The 18,397-nt window shown below is 58.0% G+C and carries 20 protein-coding genes; 8 read left to right on the top strand and 12 right to left on the bottom strand.

All coding sequences use genetic code 11. From position 1 onward, the window contains the following. Positions 1-45: 45 nt before the first annotated feature. Together PYL13_RS09260 and PYL13_RS09265 are read right to left on the bottom strand one after the other, a co-directional pair. The gene (locus tag PYL13_RS09260; protein ID WP_275641088.1) at positions 46-2,076 is read right to left on the bottom strand and encodes an autotransporter domain-containing protein; all 2,031 of its coding nucleotides are present in this window, start codon (positions 2,074-2,076) and stop codon (positions 46-48) included. A gap of 301 nt (positions 2,077-2,377) precedes the next feature. Continuing rightward, positions 2,378-3,082, bottom strand: coding sequence for an SDR family oxidoreductase (locus PYL13_RS09265; protein WP_275641089.1), 705 nt, complete (start codon positions 3,080-3,082; stop codon positions 2,378-2,380). 119 nt (positions 3,083-3,201) lie between these two features. On the opposite strand from PYL13_RS09265, the gene PYL13_RS09270 reads away from it, so the two are divergent. The 3 genes from PYL13_RS09270 to PYL13_RS09280 all read left to right on the top strand — a co-directional run bounded on the left by PYL13_RS09270 (position 3,202) and on the right by PYL13_RS09280 (position 5,871). Next, positions 3,202-4,107 (top strand): LysR substrate-binding domain-containing protein, encoded by a 906-nt coding sequence (locus PYL13_RS09270; protein WP_259146483.1) that lies wholly within the window; start codon positions 3,202-3,204, stop codon positions 4,105-4,107. A 91-nt stretch (positions 4,108-4,198) separates the two neighbouring features. Next, entirely contained in the window at positions 4,199-4,729 is a 531-nt protein-coding gene (locus PYL13_RS09275; protein WP_275641090.1) for a MarR family winged helix-turn-helix transcriptional regulator, read from the top strand. Further along, a complete protein-coding gene (locus PYL13_RS09280; RefSeq protein ID WP_352230551.1) occupies positions 4,726-5,871 on the top strand; it encodes a DUF6616 family protein in 1,146 nt (381 codons plus the stop codon). Before PYL13_RS09275 ends, PYL13_RS09280 begins: the two co-directional genes overlap by 4 nt. Positions 5,872-5,929: 58 nt before the next feature. Here the strand turns inward: PYL13_RS09280 and PYL13_RS09290 are convergent, their stop codons facing one another. Together PYL13_RS09290 and PYL13_RS09295 are read right to left on the bottom strand one after the other, a co-directional pair. Further along, complete coding sequence (locus PYL13_RS09290; RefSeq protein ID WP_250982547.1) at positions 5,930-6,616, bottom strand: HD domain-containing protein; 687 nt, start codon at positions 6,614-6,616, stop codon at positions 5,930-5,932. 73 nt (positions 6,617-6,689) lie between these two features. Continuing rightward, positions 6,690-6,935, bottom strand: a complete 246-nt coding sequence (locus PYL13_RS09295) for a DUF982 domain-containing protein (RefSeq protein WP_192491301.1) — start codon at positions 6,933-6,935, stop codon at positions 6,690-6,692. Between the two features lie 200 nt (positions 6,936-7,135). Here PYL13_RS09295 and PYL13_RS09300 point away from each other — a divergent pair, with 200 nt between their 5' ends. From PYL13_RS09300 to PYL13_RS09320, 5 genes are all read left to right on the top strand, one after another. After that, positions 7,136-8,074, top strand: coding sequence for a bile acid:sodium symporter family protein (locus PYL13_RS09300; protein WP_250982546.1), 939 nt, complete (start codon positions 7,136-7,138; stop codon positions 8,072-8,074). Between the two features lie 266 nt (positions 8,075-8,340). Then, complete coding sequence (nhaA, locus tag PYL13_RS09305) at positions 8,341-9,540, top strand: Na+/H+ antiporter NhaA (protein WP_250982545.1); 1,200 nt, start codon at positions 8,341-8,343, stop codon at positions 9,538-9,540. 164 nt (positions 9,541-9,704) lie between these two features. Next, on the top strand, positions 9,705-10,244 hold the full coding sequence (locus PYL13_RS09310; RefSeq protein ID WP_275641091.1) for a hypothetical protein: 540 nt from the start codon (positions 9,705-9,707) through the stop codon (positions 10,242-10,244). A 256-nt stretch (positions 10,245-10,500) separates the two neighbouring features. Next, positions 10,501-11,064 (top strand): ATP-binding protein, encoded by a 564-nt coding sequence (locus PYL13_RS09315; protein ID WP_275641092.1) that lies wholly within the window; start codon positions 10,501-10,503, stop codon positions 11,062-11,064. 89 nt (positions 11,065-11,153) lie between these two features. Continuing rightward, on the top strand, positions 11,154-11,903 hold the full coding sequence (locus PYL13_RS09320) for an SDR family oxidoreductase (RefSeq protein WP_275641093.1): 750 nt from the start codon (positions 11,154-11,156) through the stop codon (positions 11,901-11,903). Positions 11,904-11,955: 52 nt separating this feature from the next. Here PYL13_RS09320 and PYL13_RS09325 read toward each other — a convergent pair whose 3' ends face one another. The 8 genes from PYL13_RS09325 to PYL13_RS09360 all read right to left on the bottom strand — a co-directional run bounded on the left by PYL13_RS09325 (position 11,956) and on the right by PYL13_RS09360 (position 18,392). Then, positions 11,956-13,173, bottom strand: a complete 1,218-nt coding sequence (locus PYL13_RS09325) for a hypothetical protein (RefSeq protein ID WP_275641094.1) — start codon at positions 13,171-13,173, stop codon at positions 11,956-11,958. Positions 13,174-13,567: 394 nt separating this feature from the next. Next, entirely contained in the window at positions 13,568-13,852 is a 285-nt protein-coding gene (locus PYL13_RS09330) for a hypothetical protein (RefSeq protein ID WP_275641095.1), read from the bottom strand. Then, positions 13,845-14,255: a Bbp16 family capsid cement protein gene (locus tag PYL13_RS09335; RefSeq protein ID WP_192491308.1), complete on the bottom strand. Its 411-nt coding sequence runs from the start codon at positions 14,253-14,255 to the stop codon at positions 13,845-13,847. The genes PYL13_RS09330 and PYL13_RS09335 overlap by 8 nt, the downstream gene beginning before the upstream one ends. An 81-nt stretch (positions 14,256-14,336) precedes the next feature. Beyond that, positions 14,337-15,377, bottom strand: a complete 1,041-nt coding sequence (locus PYL13_RS09340; protein WP_250982539.1) for a major capsid protein — start codon at positions 15,375-15,377, stop codon at positions 14,337-14,339. A gap of 3 nt (positions 15,378-15,380) precedes the next feature. Then, a complete protein-coding gene (locus tag PYL13_RS09345) occupies positions 15,381-16,130 on the bottom strand; it encodes a hypothetical protein (RefSeq protein ID WP_275641096.1) in 750 nt (249 codons plus the stop codon). After that, positions 16,114-16,467 (bottom strand): hypothetical protein, encoded by a 354-nt coding sequence (locus tag PYL13_RS09350; RefSeq protein ID WP_259146471.1) that lies wholly within the window; start codon positions 16,465-16,467, stop codon positions 16,114-16,116. Before PYL13_RS09350 ends, PYL13_RS09345 begins: the two co-directional genes overlap by 17 nt. Further along, positions 16,467-18,152 (bottom strand): portal protein, encoded by a 1,686-nt coding sequence (locus PYL13_RS09355; protein WP_275641097.1) that lies wholly within the window; start codon positions 18,150-18,152, stop codon positions 16,467-16,469. Before PYL13_RS09355 ends, PYL13_RS09350 begins: the two co-directional genes overlap by 1 nt. Positions 18,153-18,155: 3 nt before the next feature. Further along, complete coding sequence (locus PYL13_RS09360) at positions 18,156-18,392, bottom strand: hypothetical protein (RefSeq protein ID WP_275641098.1); 237 nt, start codon at positions 18,390-18,392, stop codon at positions 18,156-18,158. Positions 18,393-18,397: the final 5 nt, after the last annotated feature.

The following is an 18,397-nucleotide window of genomic DNA, read 5'->3' on the forward strand; positions in this document are numbered from 1 at the left end:
CTGCGAGCCTCATCGTCTGGTTCACGCCGTCGTTCTGGCCTTGGCTCAGAACGATACTTTCCAGGCAGTTTTCACCCAAAGGCTTGGGTCGTTGCCCTGTGTTGATGCATTCAACATGAAGGTGGCTGTGCCGCCTGCCACGTCAAATTCCGCACCCACACCGCCGCGTAGCCACACCCGGTCAGTATCCTGCCCATCAAAGCTGAAGCCGGACAGGCCGATGATTTCGCCTGTGGTGCCTGCCGTCTTGTCTTCAAAACGGTAGGCCACTTCACCACGTGTCAGCACGCGGAACTGGTCATTCAACGGTGTTACACCGTCAACACCCAAACGCCATACAGTCGCATGGTCTGTGCTTTCGTCGAAACGGGCAGGGAAGCCACCACCTGTTTCGGTGTAGGCATCCATGCGGCTGTGGGCATAGGTCAGGCTGGTATAGGGCGTCATGCTGGTGTCTTGCAGCTTGAAAGCGTCCAGCCAGTCAAACCGCACACGGGCCGCCCAGCTATCGACATCGGTCTTGCCTTGCGAATAATCCAGCGCGCCGCCATTGAGATAACCGCGATCGATATGCAGGCTGGAAGAACCGTAGTAACCGCTGACGGTGGCATAAATCGCGCCAGTAACCGGCAATGTCACCTCAGGAGAAATGAACAGACCCTTCTGGTTGAAGTCGCCACCGGCCTCAAGGTTCTGGTCGGTGTAAAGGCCACCGGCCGCAATGCGCGCGGTAATGCCACCTTCAAAACCATAGGCATAGGTCAGGTCGGTAATCACAAGGCCGCCATTGGATACGTCACTCTTGTCATAACCGCCATCGGTGCTGATCTGCAGATACTGCCTGCCAGCGTCCAGACGGTTGCGCATTGGGTCACCATGCAGGCCGTTCAGCGCGGTGCTCGCCTGGTCAAGGCTGGTGCGGGCAGAAGGGGAACCAGAAAGGCTGCGTGCAAACTGCTCGACATCGATGATGCCGGATCCGGAACGGGCAATATAAGCCGACGAATATTCTGTCGTGCCGACAATCACTGTGCCATCGGCGCTGATGCCTGTCGCATTCTGCGTGAAGTCGTGGGATACGCTGACACCGCTATTGCGCAACCACTCTTCAACGGTAATCATCTGGGTTTGTTCGGTCCAGACAAAACCTCTGTTCTGATCATCAGTGGCGGATTCCCCGACAATGATGGAGCCATCCTTGCTAAGCGCATTGGCTTTCGAGAAACTTCCGCCCGCAAGCGTGTCGAGGCTCTCCATTGTGCCGCCTTGTGTCCAGCGAAAAGCACGGTAACCATCACTGGTATTTGCCAAACCAACGACGACGGAGCCGTCTGTATTGACCGCCTTGGCGGCAGATGAATAACCGGTTTGAAGAACGCCCAGATCCTGCATGCCACCCTCCGTCGTCCATCGGAAGGCATGGTTCAAATTATCATCATCGTTTTCAGCGTCGCCAACGACGAAAAGACCGTTGCTGCTGATGCCGACGGCTGCAGAGTTGCCCGAGTTATCAGCTTTAAGCGTGCCAAGCTCCGTTACCGTCCCGCCATGGTCGGTGGTCCAGAGAAATGCACCGGCGTAACCGCCAACGACTTGGTAGCCGACAACAGCCGAGCCATCGGCGCTGACACCGAAAGCAAAAGACGTTAGTGCGTTAACGCCGCTCAAGGTTTGAATGCCGCCATCTGCCGTCCAGCGAAAGGCAATGTTGCCAGAATCTCCGACAATTACCGAGCCATCCGCATTGACTGCTCTGGCCGTAGAGTTGCTGGTACTTGGCAGTAGGCCAACAGGCTGTGTTCCATCCGTCGCGGTCCAGTAAAACGCTTCAAGATATGAGCGACCAACAACAGTCTTTCCATCGCCACTGACAGCTAAAGCTTCTCCTCGGCCACCGCCAAGCCCCTCAAGTTTGTCATAACCGTCCGGGATCGGTGTTATGGGCTCAGCCCACGCAGGTGCCATGGTCGCGCCAAGAGACAGAGCCGTGGTGGCGGCCAAAGTCAGTAAAAATCTGTGCTGTGCTGAGAAGTGGCGGCGTGTACGGCGGGCGGCGGCAGGCGCGGTGCGGCTCATGAAATGTCCCTAGGAGTTATTTTGCGAAATAAACGACAATCGTAACGCGCAGGACATACTCGAATCATGCGTTTTAATTGTAATTTTCACTCTTTGGGTTGTGAAGCTTAACTCAGGCTTGTGGGCGGTTTATCTTACAGCATTTGCGTTGTGCCGCTGTCTGCTTTGGCGCCGGCCACTTTATAGTCCGCGTTGCTTGGTTTTTCTATAAATTCTGTTGGCGGCACGCCGTCAGCACAACTCAAGCAGGAACCAGAAAGGCGAAATAGGCGGTTGAGCATGCAACCGCCTCATCATTTCGTCAGACCGAACGCGTCAAACCGCCATCCACCTTCAGGTTCTGGCCGGTAATGTAACCGGCGCCTTCGGAAACGAGGAAGGAGATCGTCGCGGCAATTTCCGCACTTGTGCCGTAACGTTTCATAGGCACCGCATCGCGGCGCTGTTCTGTGGCAGGCAGGCTGTCGATCCAGCCCGGCAGCACGTTGTTGATGCGGATGTTGTCACCCGCGTAAGTGTCTGCGTAGATCTTGGTGTAGGAGGCAAGACCGGCACGGAACACCGCAGAAGTCGGGAACATCGCCGCCGGTTCAAATGCCCATGCGGTCGAAATATTGACGATTGCGCCAGACTTCTGTGCCTGCATGATCGGGGTGACCAGCCGCACCGGGCGGATCACATTCATCAGGTACACATCAAGTCCGGTGTGCCATTGTTCATCGGTAATTTCGGTGATTGCCGCACGCGGGCCATGGCCGGCACTGTTGACCAGCGCATCGATACGGCCCCATTTTTCCATGGTCGCATCAACCAGTCGTTTCAGGTCGTCATTGGACTGGTTGGAACCGGTCACGCCAATGCCGCCCAGTTCAGCGGCCAGTGCCTCGCCCTTGCCGGAGGAGGAAAGAATGGCAACCTTGTAGCCATCGGCAGCAAGCCGTCTTGCCGCTTCTGCTCCCATGCCACTGCCGCCAGCGGTGATAATTGCTGTTTTTTCTACTGCCATGGTCGTTTTCCTTCCAGAACATGCGTGTTCATTGATATCAGCTGAAATGAGTTTTATCATTGTAAAGCTTGGGCTAGCCAATCAGTTCTTTTGAATTTTGACTGTAGAAAATCTATCGTATGAACAATCCATCCGGAAAACTTCCTTCATTGAATGGCCTCAAAGCCTTTGAGGCCGCCGCACGCCATTTGAACTTCCGGCTGGCTGCGGAAGAACTGGGCGTGACGCAGGGCGCGGTTGCCCAGCAGGTGCGCGGGTTGGAGGCCGAGCTTGGTCTACAATTGTTCGAGCGCCTGCCGCGCACGCTAGCGCTGACGGGGGAAGGGCGCGCCTACATTGCCGATATCAGGCGGGCCTTTGAAATCATCACCCGCGCAACGGCGGACCTGCGCCCGCAACCGGTGCGGCTGGCCATCAGCACGACGCCGACCTTCGCTTCCAAATGGCTTATCCCGCGCCTGCCGGAACTGACAGCCCGCCATCCGGAACTGGATATCCACATCGTCGCGACGGACCGTATATCGAATTTCCAGATTGATGGAGTTGATCTGGCCGTCCGCCACGGCGTGCCGCCCTTCGGGCCGGGGCTGGCGTCTCAACTGCTCTTCCGCCAGGAAATCATTGCGGCCTGCAGCCCTCTGGTCCTGCGGGAGCGCGGCGCACCCGCCACCATCGCTGAACTCTCCGCTTTTGCGCTGTTGCAGGACGCCCATAATTTCTGGCCGGAATTTATCGAACAGCATTTTGGTGCCGCTGCCGCCCCGCATGACATGCAGGCTTTCCGCCGCATCAGCTTCAACCAGACATCGCATGCCATTGACGCGGCGGTGGCCGGGCAGGGCATCGTGCTTGCCACGCGCAATTTCATCACAACCGATCTCGTGGAAAAACGTCTGGTGCAGATTGGCCAGTGGGTGCTGCAAGGCCCATCGGATTTCTATCTCGTCTGGCCAAGACACCGCAAATCGGACGCGCTGGATGCGGTGAAAAACTGGATGATCTCAGCCGCCCAGTTGGCAGAATAAGCACCTCCAGCAATCAACACTTACCCCTTCGACAAACAACATATTTTTCCAGTGTTGACTCATGATTAGGTGCCATACTATATGCCGCCATATGGATATGCTTGAACAAAAACACGTAAGTCTGCTGGAAGAGGCAGAACGCCGTGGCCAACCAGGCCTTGGCAATATGCGACTGTGTTTTGAGGTGCTGTCGCTGGCTTCGGCCATAGACCGCTCCTGCGCAGTTCGTCTTGCCGAGCACAACCTGTCGGAAGGCAAGTTCGTCTTGCTGTTCCTGCTGCGGGATTTGCCAGAAGGGTTGGCGCCACATGAACTGGCGGAGCGCGCTGGCGTCACCCGCGCCACCATTACCGGCCTCTTGGACGGGCTGGAGCGTGATGGATATCTCGCCCGCTACCACGATGCCAAGGACCGCCGCAAGGTCTCGGTGCGGCTCAGCGTCAAAGGCCAGACACTGGCCGATCAGCTGTTTGATGAGCACAGCCGCTGGATTGCCTCACTGTTCGCCGCGCTGGACGCGCAGGAGCGGGCGCTGCTGGGCGGTCTGCTGCAACGGGTCTGGCGCACGCTGGACAATCCGGCTGGTGATAGTGGCGTCAAGGAAACCGGTATAACGCCATGACGTCAGGTAAAACGGCAAAGCGGGTCGCCGATATCGGCCCGTCGCGGCTTGCTGCGCTGAATTCCGGCATGGCGGAAGCAACAACACTGACTGAATGTCTGGCGGTTGATTTTGCAGCACTCCTTGAAGCTGCTTTGCCTGACATGGGGCAGGGCGCGCTTGACCAGATGCGACACGCCGCCAAAGACGGCATTTCAAAACGTATGCCGCTCGCGGCGCGCCTGATCCTTGCTCGTTACGGCTCTCAAAAGGCCGACGAGCTTTCCCATCACCCATCCGATACGCTGCGTGGCTGGGCCTGTTTTATGGTCGGGGCGGTTGAAGGCCACGGCTTGCCACAGCGGCTGGACATGATCCGCCCCCTGGCAGACGACCCCCATTTCGGTGTCCGTGAATGGGCATGGATGGCGCTTCGCCCGCATGTCGTGGCCGATCTCGAAAACGCCATCACGCTGCTGACCGGTTGGACGGCCGAGCCGTCGGATCGTTTGCGGCGTTTTGCCAGCGAATTGACCCGGCCGCGTGGTGTCTGGTGCGCGCATATTGCCGCGCTGCGGGCCTCACCGGAATTGGCAATGCCAATCCTCGAACCCTTGCGCGCTGATCCCGCTCCATACGTGCAGGATTCCGTCGGCAACTGGCTGAACGATGCCAGCAAAGACCGGCCGGAATGGGTGCAGGCACTCTGCGCCCGCTGGCAGGCAGAGGGACCGTCACCCGCTACCATCAAGATCTGCAAACGTGCCCTGCGGTCCATCACCAGCAAGGCACGACATCAAGACCACACACAAAGGATATCGGTCATGACCCACTATCTCGCCGAACTTTATTCGCCAAAACCGCAATGGCTGGCGCTGGATCAGGCAGCCCGCTTGCAGTTCTTTGAAGCTGTGGGTGCCGGTCTGCAGGCACTGTCGGAATTGGGCGTTGAGGCCATCACGCTTGGCCAGACAGATGCCACCACGCTGCATGGCACGCAGCACACGTTCCTTGCGCTGTGGCGCGCGCCTGATGCGCAGGCCATCGAGGCATTGATCTCGGGCATCGCCGCCTCAGGCTGGCACGACTATTTCGACACCATCAATGCCAGCAGTGCGCAAGGCGATTTTCCCAGCCATCTGGCCCAGTTGATCGCAGCGTAAGGCCAAAAAAAAGCAGCCACTTCGGCTGCTTTTCTTGTTCTTGGCTGTCAGCGCCGTATTATTCTGCGGCCGGAAAAAGCGGGTTGTCCGCCAGCGTTTCCGGCAGAAACTCGCGTTTGACACCCTCATGGATCAGCGTCTGCGCCGCATCCCAAAGGCGGCTCGAGGCTTTGCCAATTGGCGTCTTGCGCTCCAGCACCAGATCCCGGTGTACGCCGGGCGAATGCCATGTGCCACCGCTGGTGAAGAAATTGTGCAGCAGCGGCTGCAACCGGTCTATGGCGCGGGCAAAACGGGCGTCTGCCGTTGTGCGGGCTTCAAACTCGTCCCAATAGGCGCGAAACTCGGTGCACTGGTCGTCCGGCAGCAGGCCAAACAGCCGGTCGGCCGCCAGCTTTTCGCGCTCTTCCTGATCCTGCATCGCCACAGAGTCATAAATGAACGTGTCACCGGCATCGATCTCGACAACGTCGTGGATCAGGATCATTTTCAACACGCGCGTCAGGTCGATTGTCTCATCGGCATATTCGGCAAGAATGACCGCCATCATCGCCAGCTGCCAGGTATGCTCGGCGTCGTTTTCGCGCCGGGAAATATCCAGCAGCGGCGTTCTGCGCAGCACGGTTTTCAGCTTTTCAACTTCAAGAATGAAGCGTAGCTGCTTGGCCAGCCGGGCATCGCCAAACAATGCCTCCATGTCGGCATCGTCAAGCGACAGCGGTTTCAGTTTGGGATCGAAAGTCATGCATCACCTTGAATGTTTGCGCAGCAAGTAGGGGCAGGGCCATTGGCCAGATTTGGCGACCAAAAACTGGAGCCTATTCCTTGATTTCAATCTCTGCTTCAATGGCCGCAGCAATAAAGGCAAGCCTTGCTTCTTCAACCGTCTTTTTGCCTTTCAGCGCTGCTTCAATAACCAGCAGCGCCTTGTCCAGCGCTTCGCCTTCCTCCAGCGGCCAGTCTTCAATCAGCGCCCAGGATGCTTCCTGAAGGTTGCTGATGGTGGTGAATTTGCCTGGTTCTTCCAGTGCCAAAGTCACGCTCTTGTTCCAGTTTTTGCTCATCGGGTGGCCTCCAGTCTGATTTGAAATGCCCCATAGCATTGAATGGCAGTCGTGACGATGGGCAGCATTTTGACTGGATTATATTCTTACTGGAAAATGCCGCCATCATGTGAGCAAGCGATCATGTACGGGGTTATATGACCTTGACAGGAGAAGGTTCACGACTACACGACGGGTAATTGTATGACGGGAGTAGAAACGTGAAAACTTTAGCGTTGGTATCGACATTTGTCGGAAAAACATTCGCGGCATGGGTGGTTTTATTTGCGGTTCTTGGATTTTTCTTTCCAGACACCTTCAAGCAGATTGGACCATGGATTGTCACCCTTTTGTCCATCATCATGTTCGGCATGGGTTTGACACTGTCGATTGATGATTTCCGCGAAGTAGTCAAACGTCCATTCGACGTGACAATCGGCGTACTCGGCCAGTTTTTGATCATGCCGCTGCTTGCCGTGCTGTTGACGATGATCATCCCAATGCCGCCTGAGGTTGCCGCGGGTGTCATTCTGGTTGGCTGCTGCCCGGGCGGTACTTCATCCAACGTCATGACCTATCTGTCCAAGGGCGATGTGGCGCTGTCGGTTGCCTGCACCTCCGTCACCACGCTTGCCGCGCCCATCGTCACGCCGTTCCTGGTCTGGCTATTTGCCAGCCAGTATCTGCCGGTGGATGGTTGGGCCATGTTCATGAGCATCATCAAGGTGGTCATGGTGCCGCTTGCTCTGGGTGCAATCCTGCAAAAAATCCTGCCTGGCGTGGTGAAGGCGGCGGTTCCGGCACTGCCATTGGTCAGTGTTATTGGTATCGTGCTCATTGTCTCGGCCGTGGTCGGCGCATCCAAGGCTTCCATCGTCCAGTCCGGTCTGCTGATCTTCGTAGTCGTCATTCTCCATAACGGCTTGGGTTATTTGCTGGGCTTCTTCGCAGCTAAGGCAACGGGTCTCTCATTGGCAAAGCGCAAGGCCATTGCCATCGAGGTTGGAATGCAAAATTCCGGACTGGGCGCGGCTCTCGCAACCGCCTATTTCTCGCCGCTTGCTGCCGTTCCAAGCGCCATCTTCAGCGTCTGGCACAATATATCTGGCGCGCTTCTGGCGAACTGGTTCTCCGGCCGCACGGAAAACGAAAGCAAATAGCGTTGCGACGCGGGTGACAAGCATCCGCGCCAACGCATGTGAGTGATCAGGCGCGCCGAATGCGGCGCGCCTTTTTCTTTGCCGCCAGGCACAGTCAGTCGATCACGAGACTGTTATTTGATCGTGATCACGGCTGCTCCGGTTTTTCTGGAAACCGGATAGGTGCTTGGCTATACATTTTCCAACAGTGCGTGCTGCGTGCGCTGCGGGATTCCCCGAAATCGACGGAGACTAAGATCAACTTCCAACCAAGGGAGCGTGAACCTGTGTCTTCGACATTAAAGCAAGGTCGCATCAACTCTACCCTTCGTAAATTCCTCGACAGCGGGTCCTCCAGCGGTCTCGTGCTGATGGCGGTCGCCTTATTGGCCATCATCATTGCCAACTCGCCGCTGGCAGAGGCTTATTTCAGTCTGCTGCATGTCTATCTTGGGCCACTCAGTGTCCAGCACTGGATCAACGATGCCCTGATGGCGGTGTTTTTCCTCATGGTGGGTCTGGAGATCAAACGTGAGATGATGGATGGCCAGCTAAACAGCTGGCACCGGCGTGTCCTGCCGGGTGCTGCTGCCGCTGGCGGCATGGCATTTCCGGCATTGTTTTACGTGCTGTTCAATAAGGACAATCCGGCTGCATTGCAGGGTTGGGCCATTCCGGCCGCAACCGACATCGCCTTTGCCCTGGGCGTTATCTCGCTGTTGGGTTCGCGCGTGCCCGCTTCGTTGAAGATATTTCTTGCAGCCTTGGCCATCATTGATGACCTCGGTGCAGTCATCATCATTGCGCTGTTTTACACTGAAAATCTCAACCTGCTGGCCCTTGCCGGTGCATTTCTTGTCCTTGGCAATCTCTTCCTGTTCAACAGAATGAAGGTCAGGCAACTCTGGCCCTATCTGGCTTTGGGTGCAGTCCTGTGGTTGCTGATGTTTATATCGGGCATTCACGCGACGTTGGCCGGTGTCATGCTGGCGCTTACCATTCCGCTGAAACTGACCCCCGGTACACCAGAGGCAACACCGGAGGAATCACCACTCCATCGCCTTGAGCATGGGCTGCATAAGCCGGTGGCATTTTTCGTGGTGCCGGTCTTCGGTTTTGCCAATGCCGGTGTGTCGCTGTCTGGTCTCAGCCTCGGCGTGTTCAGTGAACCTGTCACCATGGGCGTGGCTGTGGGGCTTGTTCTCGGCAAACTGGTTGGTGTTCTCGGTGTTGTCGCACTTCTGGTCAAACTGCGTTGGGCACAACTTCCGGCGCATGCGAGCTGGGGGCAAATGACTGGCACGGCCTTCCTGTGCGGTATCGGCTTCACCATGTCACTGTTCATCGGCCTCCTGGCCTTTGATGATCCGGCTTTGCAGGACCATGTGAAAATCGGCATTCTCTTGGGCTCGCTGGTATCAGGCACGTTGGGCGCCACGCTGCTGGCCATATCTGGCCGGAAGGTCTCCGTCGCCAAGGCCGCCTGAAATCCGAATGGGTCGACCGCCCATGTCTACGGCATGCGGCGGTCGTTACCCGGTTGACGTCACCCACCGACCTCACAGAAATGTCAGGTCGACGTGACCGCAGTCTGAGGAACGAACAAGGCAACAGCGCATTGGGTTTTTGGATAGAATGAAAGGAGATCCCCATGCCAAACTCAAGACGAACCACTCTGCGCGTGCTTGATAATGCTGAAGTAGAGCTTGTCGAGGCCTCCCGCCATCCCTCCATTAACGAACTTTCTGATAGCGAGCTGCAGCAGCTGCGCAAGAACCTGCGGGAACGCCGTGATCGTGCCCGCGACATTGCCAACCGCACACGCCGCGAAATGCGTGGCAAGTCGGTGCGCGATGATGGCAAGGCGGCCAAAACAGATACCGGCATTCGTGAGCGGCTGTCTATTCTTGCCAATGCCGTGCAGCGCACCAATCAGGAACATGCCCGTCGTCAGCGTTTTGAAGGACGTGGTGAGTTGAAGCGTAACGCCGAAAAGGCACTGGAAATGCGCCGCGCCGCCGCAAGCCCCATCAACAGACCAACCTCGCGCCGCGCTGACAAGGGTATGCGCGCTATTCCCAATGAACGGGCGGAAGATCTGGTCAACCGCATGGAGCTGGGGCGTGTATCGCAATTTGTCCGCGACAGTCAGGCCAAGCGCGACAAACGCCATGAAGAGGCCGGTGTTTAAATGTCTGTGTAACCGCGCATCTGAACATGCGGCGCATTCGCTTCGCCGCCCATTTTTTCCTGGCAGTACATTACAGTCGTTCATAGCACAACTTTCACCCTGCATCTCCTTGGAGACGCAGGGTGACTTTTGTTTGGTGTGCATGTCACCCCCGCGTGGCGTGTCCTGTGCCCGGTTTCTTGAGCCCGCGGCCCCAATACGCTACATGCAGCACCGTCCTGAAAAATCCCGCTGTCGAATGATGAAGGAGATGCCCATGAACCCGCACGATACCCGCCCGCGTATTCATCTGACCGGCGCATCCTGCTCGGGCGTTTCGACATTGGGGTCCGCTTTGTCAGCGCATTACGGCGTGCCGCAATTTGATGTCGATGATTTCTACTGGATGCCAACCGATCCGCCATTCACCACCAAACGCCCACCTCAAGACCGGGTAAAGCTCATTCAGGCGCAGCAGCGTCAAAGCAATGGCTGGGTGCTGACCGGGTCCTGCATGGGCTGGGGCAATGCCATGCTTGGCGATGTCGATCTCATCCTTTTCCTGCATACGCCAACTGCCATCCGGCTGCAAAGGCTGGATGCACGCGAGGCCGCCCGTTATGGCGCACGTATTCTGCCGGACGGCGACATGCATGTTCAACACATGGCATTTCGCGATTGGGCGTCCCGTTACGATGACCCGGCCTTTTCCGGTCGCAACATCGCTCAACATGAGGACTGGCTGGCAGAACAATCCGCCCCGGTTCTGCGCCTTGATAGCGCCTTGCCCACCGCAGAACTGATGGCGCAAGTGACGCAGGCGCTGAAGAACACCGTGTGACACCCAAACTCTGACCGCGCGCAAGGATCGGGTGGCTGAGGCCACTTGGCCGCTCCTATAAGCAAACCTCCCAATCAAGGAGGTCTCTCATGGGCATGTTAGAAAACAAGGTCGCCATCATCACCGGCGCATCGTCAGGCATTGGCCGCGCCGCTGCCATGCTGTTCAGCGCGCAAGGCGCCACCGTTGTGCTGAATGCCAGGCACGCACCGGCGCTGGAGGCGGTGGCGGATGAAATCCGTGCCAATGGCGGTCAGGTGGTCATTGTGGCGGGGGATGTTGGCCAACAGCAAACCCAAGAAAGGCTGGTCGCGCAGGCCATCACGTCTTTCGGCGGCGTCGATATCGCCTTTAACAATGCCGCCACCATTGGGCCTCTGAAACCGCTGGCCGAGGTTGATGTCGCGGAATGGCAGGACACGATCACCACGACACTGACCTCGGCTTTCCTCGCCAGCCGCGCGCAGATCCCGGCCATGCTGGCGCGGGGCGGCGGGTCGCTCATCTTTACCTCAAGCTTTGTTGGAAGCAGCGTTGGCCTACCGGGCATGGCGGTCTATGCCGCCGCCAAGGCCGGGTTGATGGGACTGGTAAAGGGCATTACAGCCGACTACGCGGTGAACGGCATCAGGGCGAACGCGCTGCTGCCCGGCGGGGTGGATACGGCCATGGCCGGGGATGAGGCACAAAAACAATGGGCAGCCGGTTTGCACGCCATGAAACGTATCGCCCAACCAGAAGAAATTGCCAATGTCGCGCTGTTTCTGGCCAGCCCCATGGCCAGCTTTGTTGCCGGCTCGGCGCTGTTTGCCGATGGTGGCAATGCGGCGGTGAAGTGAGGCCGCACTTCACCTGATAAAACACCGCCACCTGGCGTGGCGGTGTTTTCGCTTAATTGCTGGGCTTAATATCGCCGGCAATTCCGCATTCAATGACATTGACGTCAACCGTTTCCAAGGGACGTCCGCTTTTGGTTTCAAACTGACCACGAATGGTCACGCCTTTGAGAAGCATCGATTTGTATTCTTCGCGGTTACACCAGTTTTTGCGCATCACGTCCTTTGCCAGCGCCGGCACGGGATCAGGGGAAAATATCGTGATGGTATAAACCCGGTTCGCATAGCTGGCACCGGATATGCCCAGCGCGCCATTGGTGGTCGCAAAGGTTTTATCCGCCTTGGCACGTTCTGTCATTTCGGCATCGATTTTCAGGTTGTCGAGGTTGCACCCCATGGCGTCGGCATTGGCACTGCGCACAATATTGCCTGTGCGGTCCAGCAGCTCGCCTTGCAATGTCGCGCCAAATGCAAACAGTTCTTTATAGTCGTTGGCGTTGCACCAGGTAAACTCCGTCAAATCTTGCCATTGCTGCCGCTCGGCCTCATTGTCGTTCCCAATCCGGTAGCGATAGGTCAGGGTATAACCATCCGCTACAACGGCGGTCAGCCTGACATTTCTGTCGAAGTTTTGTGGAATGGTGCGGGATGCCGCATAACGTTTCAGGGCCGCTTGTATCGCTTCGCTCTGTGTTTGAGGTTCTGGCGGCGGAGGGGGCGGAGGCGGCGGCTGTGCGGCCTGCAGCACCAGACTGAAACTGAATTGTTCGAAACGCTTCTCGGCAATACGATCCAGCTGCGTCGCAGAAATCAAAACGCCCAAACCGGCCAGCGTCATGATGATGTTTGTTAAAATCGTGTCGTCAATCGGCTTGGTCTTTTCCTGACCTTTGTCGAACACAAGCGCGAGATTGGCGACGGGCATCAGGCCCATCAACCATCGGTCATTTTCCCCATAGGCATCACGGGAACGCGCTGCCGAAAACAGGCCGGCCACAGCGCCAGCGAGCATCATCATGGCAATGTGTATGCCAACGATAACCTGGGCATAGCCATGTTCGATTGCCAGCTGTTCCGGCAGGTAGAGCAGGGTAGAAGCGTAAAGTATGACAAAGACCAGACAGCAGCCGAAGAAATAAGCGCCACCGCCAATTTTCCATGTCGGTTTTGTTATCGCAAGGATTGCCCAGGCTGAAAACACCATCACGGGCCACGACCACAAAATCCTCATGAACATGCTGAGCTCAAGCAGCTCGCGTGCGAATTCTTCCATGGCCAGACCCCTCTATTCCCGGTTGTGTGGTACGGCCTTGCGCATAAAATCGCAAGTCTGGGCAGGGTGTCGGCAGTTAATTTCTGGCTAGGGGATAAGCACGGCTGCATCCCTCTCAACCGTCTTCCTAGGGCTTGTCCCTATGATCTAAGCCGGTTCCACATACGCGACTCCGATAGGGTATTTTGACATGCGACGGAACGAGGATGGTGATCGTTGTGCAAACCCGCGACGTGGTTGGATTCTCGCCACAAGGGAGAGAATGACGAAGGCAGTGGCGGTGGCCTAAAACAGTGACCCTTTGTGCAAAGGTCGACAAGCGGCTTCAACAGAAACGGGCGGCCTTGAACAAACAAGCCGCCCGTATGGAACTGTGTCTGCAGGCACTAGTGCCTCAACTGTCGTCACCCTGCGCAGGCAGCCAGTCCGGTGGCGGGCCGCCCAGCGCTTCGGCAACGCCGTTACCCTCAGGCTGTTCCGCCTTCGCGGCCGTCGGCTTCGGTTTCGGCTTTGCCTTTGTGGTCTGTGGCACCGTCACCGACTGCGCATCAGCGGCATCCACCCATTTAGGGCGGCGCTTTTCATCCTGCCAAAGCGCGTCGGAAATCGTGAAAACCTCGCCGGTTTCGCGGATTTCCCCGTCAATGTAACCACGCGTGTTGGCAACCACCTTAACCATTCGAAGGGTTGCCCATGGTCACACCGGCGGTAATGCGGCCGGTGGTCGGCGCCGTGCCAGTCACCGTGTAGTTCAGTCGCACATACCGTTCCGCCGTGCCGCGCGGCAGAAAGTCCGGCAGAACGACCTTGCCCGCCTTCAACTCTGCCACCGGCACGGCCTGCGACCACACGACCTTGGGCGAGGCAAAGGCCGGCGCATCATCGGTCTGCAGCGCAATCGTCAGTGTTGTCAGGTTGTTGAAGTCTTCCACTACCTGCAGGCGCAGCGGCACCGGCTTGCCCTGGCCAACATCGCGCACAACGCCGCCAGCAATGGGTGAAAGGTCGAGAATGTTGGTGGAGGCTGCCGTGGCAGTAATCGCCTGCGCATTGGACAGCAGGCTCTGAGTATCGAAAATCATGCGTTTTCCCCGTGATAGGTGTCAAAGCAAAGGAAGGGAGAAGGTGCCCGCCGCCCGTGGCGGCAGGCCTTACGGGTGCCTTTACAGGGCTACTGCCGGTACCGGCGCTTCGGTGCTGAGCAGCGAGTCCGCAATCCGGATTGGAATGTTGCGGTAGGTGGTCACTTCTTCGCCCTCCAGCGTCGCAGATTTCAGCGGCACGGTGTTGGCGCGTCCCGTCGTCAGGCCACGGTCGGTGGACTGTTCGTCGAGAATTTCCATGACCTGGCGGTTCATGTAGCACACGGTGCGGCCGCCCTTGGCGTTGATGCCGTAGGTCATGTACAGGCGGTAATACGCCTGTCGCAGCAGCTTCCACAGGTCGACATTGCCAGCCATCATCTCGGACACATCGATATTGGCGATACGCGCCATGTAACGATAATCCTTCACGAAGGCACCCATGTGCCATTCAAAGGCGGTGACCTTGGCGTAATAGGTGTTGCCGTCATCGTCCTTTACCGGCTCTTCGCCCTTGTCCATCACTTCCACGCCGGCCTTGGTGCCTTCGGGGTAGAGCAGGGATGCGGCATGGTCTGCCCATGTCACGAACCAGATGGAGGTGTTGTCGCCACCGGTGCCACCGGCATTGATCACCTGGTTGGCGGCGTTCGGCCGCGTCGGGTCGGGAATGTTGCTGTTATAGGCGCTGAAACGCGGCGCAAAACCCTTGAACTTCTCCGGCGTCTTGTCCGTGTCGTGGTAGAAAAGGCCGGTCGCCATTTCCTGGTTCATCGCTTCCAGGAAGGGGGCGCTGTCCACCAGTCGCTGCTTGGCCGGGTCCGGCGCCAGCTTCAACAGGCGGGTGTCGATTTCAGAGCGCGCTTCCAGAAAACCGGTGGTGTCATCCACTTGCTGCAGCGTGCTCTTGGATTTCTGCACACCCTTGTAGAGTCGGCCCCAGCCAGCGGACGGCAGACCGGTGCGAATGGAGTGACGGTGAATGCCCTTGAGGTTGCACTGCGTGGCAATCGCATCTTTCAAGATGGGATTGTTCTGTGCCAGCAGTTCAAGAACGATGCCCTCGCCAGAGGCTTTGTGGGCGTCAATGAGGGTAGGTACGGTGCTACCAATGATAGCCATGTGTTATTTGCCCTTCGGTGCGTCGTTTGGAAAAAGAAGGTGAGCGGTTTCGGCCTTTCTGCCCCCGCCGTCTGCGCCTCCCGTTGGTGGGTTGTCCTCCCGGATCATCGATCCGACCTTTGCGAATATGCGGATAAGCTCGGGATGGTTGCCGCCGCCACTGGCGTTGAGGTATTCCCTCAAGGCGGGCGTGCCGAGCGTGGAAAGTGCGCGCTGGGCGCTGGAAACTGTGCCCTGCCATTTGTGGCCGCCAATGTCGCGGTCGCGTCGGGCCTCATCGGCCCAGCCCTGAACACGGTTGGCCCAGTTTTCCGCCTGCGCCGCACCACGTCGTGCCTGCGTTTCAATAAACTTGTCGGCCAGTTGCTGCGCCTGGCGTGTCGTCAGGCCCAGCTCCCTAAAGTCGCTGCCCATCGCATCCAGCAGTTCCTGGTCCACCTCCACGCCGTCAGGCATGGTAAGCGTATATTTTCCGTCATCGGGCACCGTATCGTCGGGGTCTTTGGCGGCATCATCCTTTGTGGCGTTGTCGCCGTCCTTGCCTTTGCCATTGCCATCTGATGTATCGCCGCCGAAATCATTGTCGCGATCGTCGTCGTCAAAGTCATCAGCCGCATTGGCCTTATCATCGGGAAAAAGCACGGCCTCGGGTGAGGGCGCATTGGCCTCGTTACCACCGCCGCCAAAGCTGTCGCCTTCGGCACTGAACAGCAATGCGGCGCGGCCCAGCCACCTGTTACGCATCAACGTCATAGTCTTCGCCTTCCTCGCTGTCGGCACGGCGTTTCGCCGCCACCTTTTCTGCTTCCTTGAAATCAGCGATCGCCAGCAACAGCTTCGGGTACATGGTGGGGTCGATGCTATCGAGCTTGGCGATCAGCGTTCGCCCGGCCCCCTGCCTGCCGAGGATGTAGTTCGTTGCGTTGGTCAGTTCCCCGGAATAGGCATCGCGGTAAACAGCGCATTGTTCCAGCATCCAGAACAGCACACGCTTGCCGGCATCGAGGGCAAAGACGTCACGAAACGCCGTCGTGATTTCATCACGCTCCGGGGTATGGGGGTGAGATGGTTGTTCGTTAAAATGGTCCATTAGCCTAGTCCAAGCTGGCGCAGCAGCGCGTTGCCATTGGGGTTTTCATTGGCGCTGGCCAAAAGTTCTGCGGCCTGTGCACCTTGGTTCAGCGCCGGTGCCATGGTCGCGGCCATTTCGGCGCTTTGCTGCGCCTGCGCCTGTTGCGCGCGCTGTTCACGCAGCGCCGCCACCTTGTCATCGGCAAGGATCATCGAAGGCGGCGCACCGATAGCCTCGATGTAAAGGTCAATCGCCTCGTCGGCATCCAGCTTGTCCAGCGCTTCCGGCCGTGCCCCGGCCAGCTGGCCAATAAAGGCCACACCGCGCTCAATAGGTCCGGTGGAAACTGCCTGCTGCGCCTGCGCCAGGGTGGAGATGTATTCCACCTTCAGTTCCAGCCCCTGCAGCTCTTCCGGTGGCGGCGGCAGTTCGTCGCGCGCCACCAGAATGTCATAGGTCCGGTCAATGGTTGGGCCCAGCTGGTCGCCAAACACGTTTTCCAGCACCGGTCCCAGCTGCAGCAGCTGTTCTTCCTTGCGCTGCGTCAGTTCAAACTGGTTGCGCGGCTGCACGCCTTCCATGTTGGTAATGGCAAAAAACAGATCGGCAAAAAACGTCCGATCAATGCGGATCTGCGTTTCCCGGATGTCTTCGCGCAGTTCGGAAAGGCTCAGGTTCACTTCCATCGCCGGGCGAAAACCCTTGCCGGCGGGGTCGTCAACATAGTTCACAGCACCTGGTAGCAGCGAGTTGGGGCTGTTCTGCATGGAGGTTGGCGCGTTCATCGGCGGGCGCACCTTTTTGTCGATGCCCTCCAGCTTGCGCATCTGTTCCAGCTGCAACATCTTGATGTCGGCCAGCGCCTTTTGCCCCGGTGAAAGGGAATAATGGTCGTCGTCGGAAAGCTCCCAGGCCGGCGCAATGATCGGGTTGCTGTCAAAGCCGCTTTCTTCCAAAAGCTCGGTGCCGATTTCGTCCACCCAGTAATTGGAAAGGAACGGCTTGTTGCGCTTATCACGCATCGTCTCGTCGCGGTCGTAACGCGGCTCAATGGCGTGGTAGACGTCGAAACATTCGGAATATTTGGCCGTGTCATACAGGCCGCGAATGCGCTGTGGCACCTGCTCGTAACCGAAGCGCTCGACAATGCGCTGCACGTTCCAGCGAAACACCCGGTACATCGTCGTCGCGCGGCCCTTGTGGTTGCGCGCCAGCCAGAACCGGCCATGCACCAGCTGCTGCACGCGAATAACCGTTTCCTCGTCTTCCACCAGAATGGCAACTGACTGGCCAAACTGGCCAAGGTCGCCGTATCCCACATGGAAAGCGCGGTAGAGGTTGGAGGCGGCAAATACCTCGCGCATCTTGTCCTGCACGGCGGCCAGATAGGCCTTTACCGCATCTACCTTTTTCAAGGTTGGATCAAAGGTCGTCAGCCGGAACCACGGCCGGGCAGGCGAGGTCAGGCCGGAATGCATGCCAGATTTCAGCGTGTCGCAGGCATGTGTGCCTGTGCTGTCAATAATCTTGGCGCGGGTGCGAGGCCCCTCGCGGTCGCCACCAAGGCGCAACCGGGTCGGCTCAATGTAGTCGGCCAGCGACCGCCATTCCGCTTCCCAAGGCTGGCGAAGCTGCTTCAGCTCTTCCAGGCGGCGACGGTGGTAGGCAATCTGGGTTTCGTCGGTTCGGCGGGTGTCTGCCATGTCTCAGGCTCCAAGCAATGTCTTTTTGCCATCCATGCCGGAAAGCGTCGGCGACAGCGTGTTGGCAAAGGTGCCAATGCCGGTACCGGAGGTCAGAATGGTGCTGGCAGAACCACGAATGCGGTCGGAGGTGCGCCGCGCCGCAGAACTCTGGCCCACGGCATAATCCGGCGTCTTCTGCTGCGCGTATTCCGGCGGCGCCTGAACAGTCGGGGTTTTCGGGGTCTTGAACATGCACATGAGCG

Source organism: Agrobacterium sp. Azo12 (genome assembly GCF_029193765.2).
Lineage (GTDB): Bacteria > Pseudomonadota > Alphaproteobacteria > Rhizobiales > Rhizobiaceae > Agrobacterium.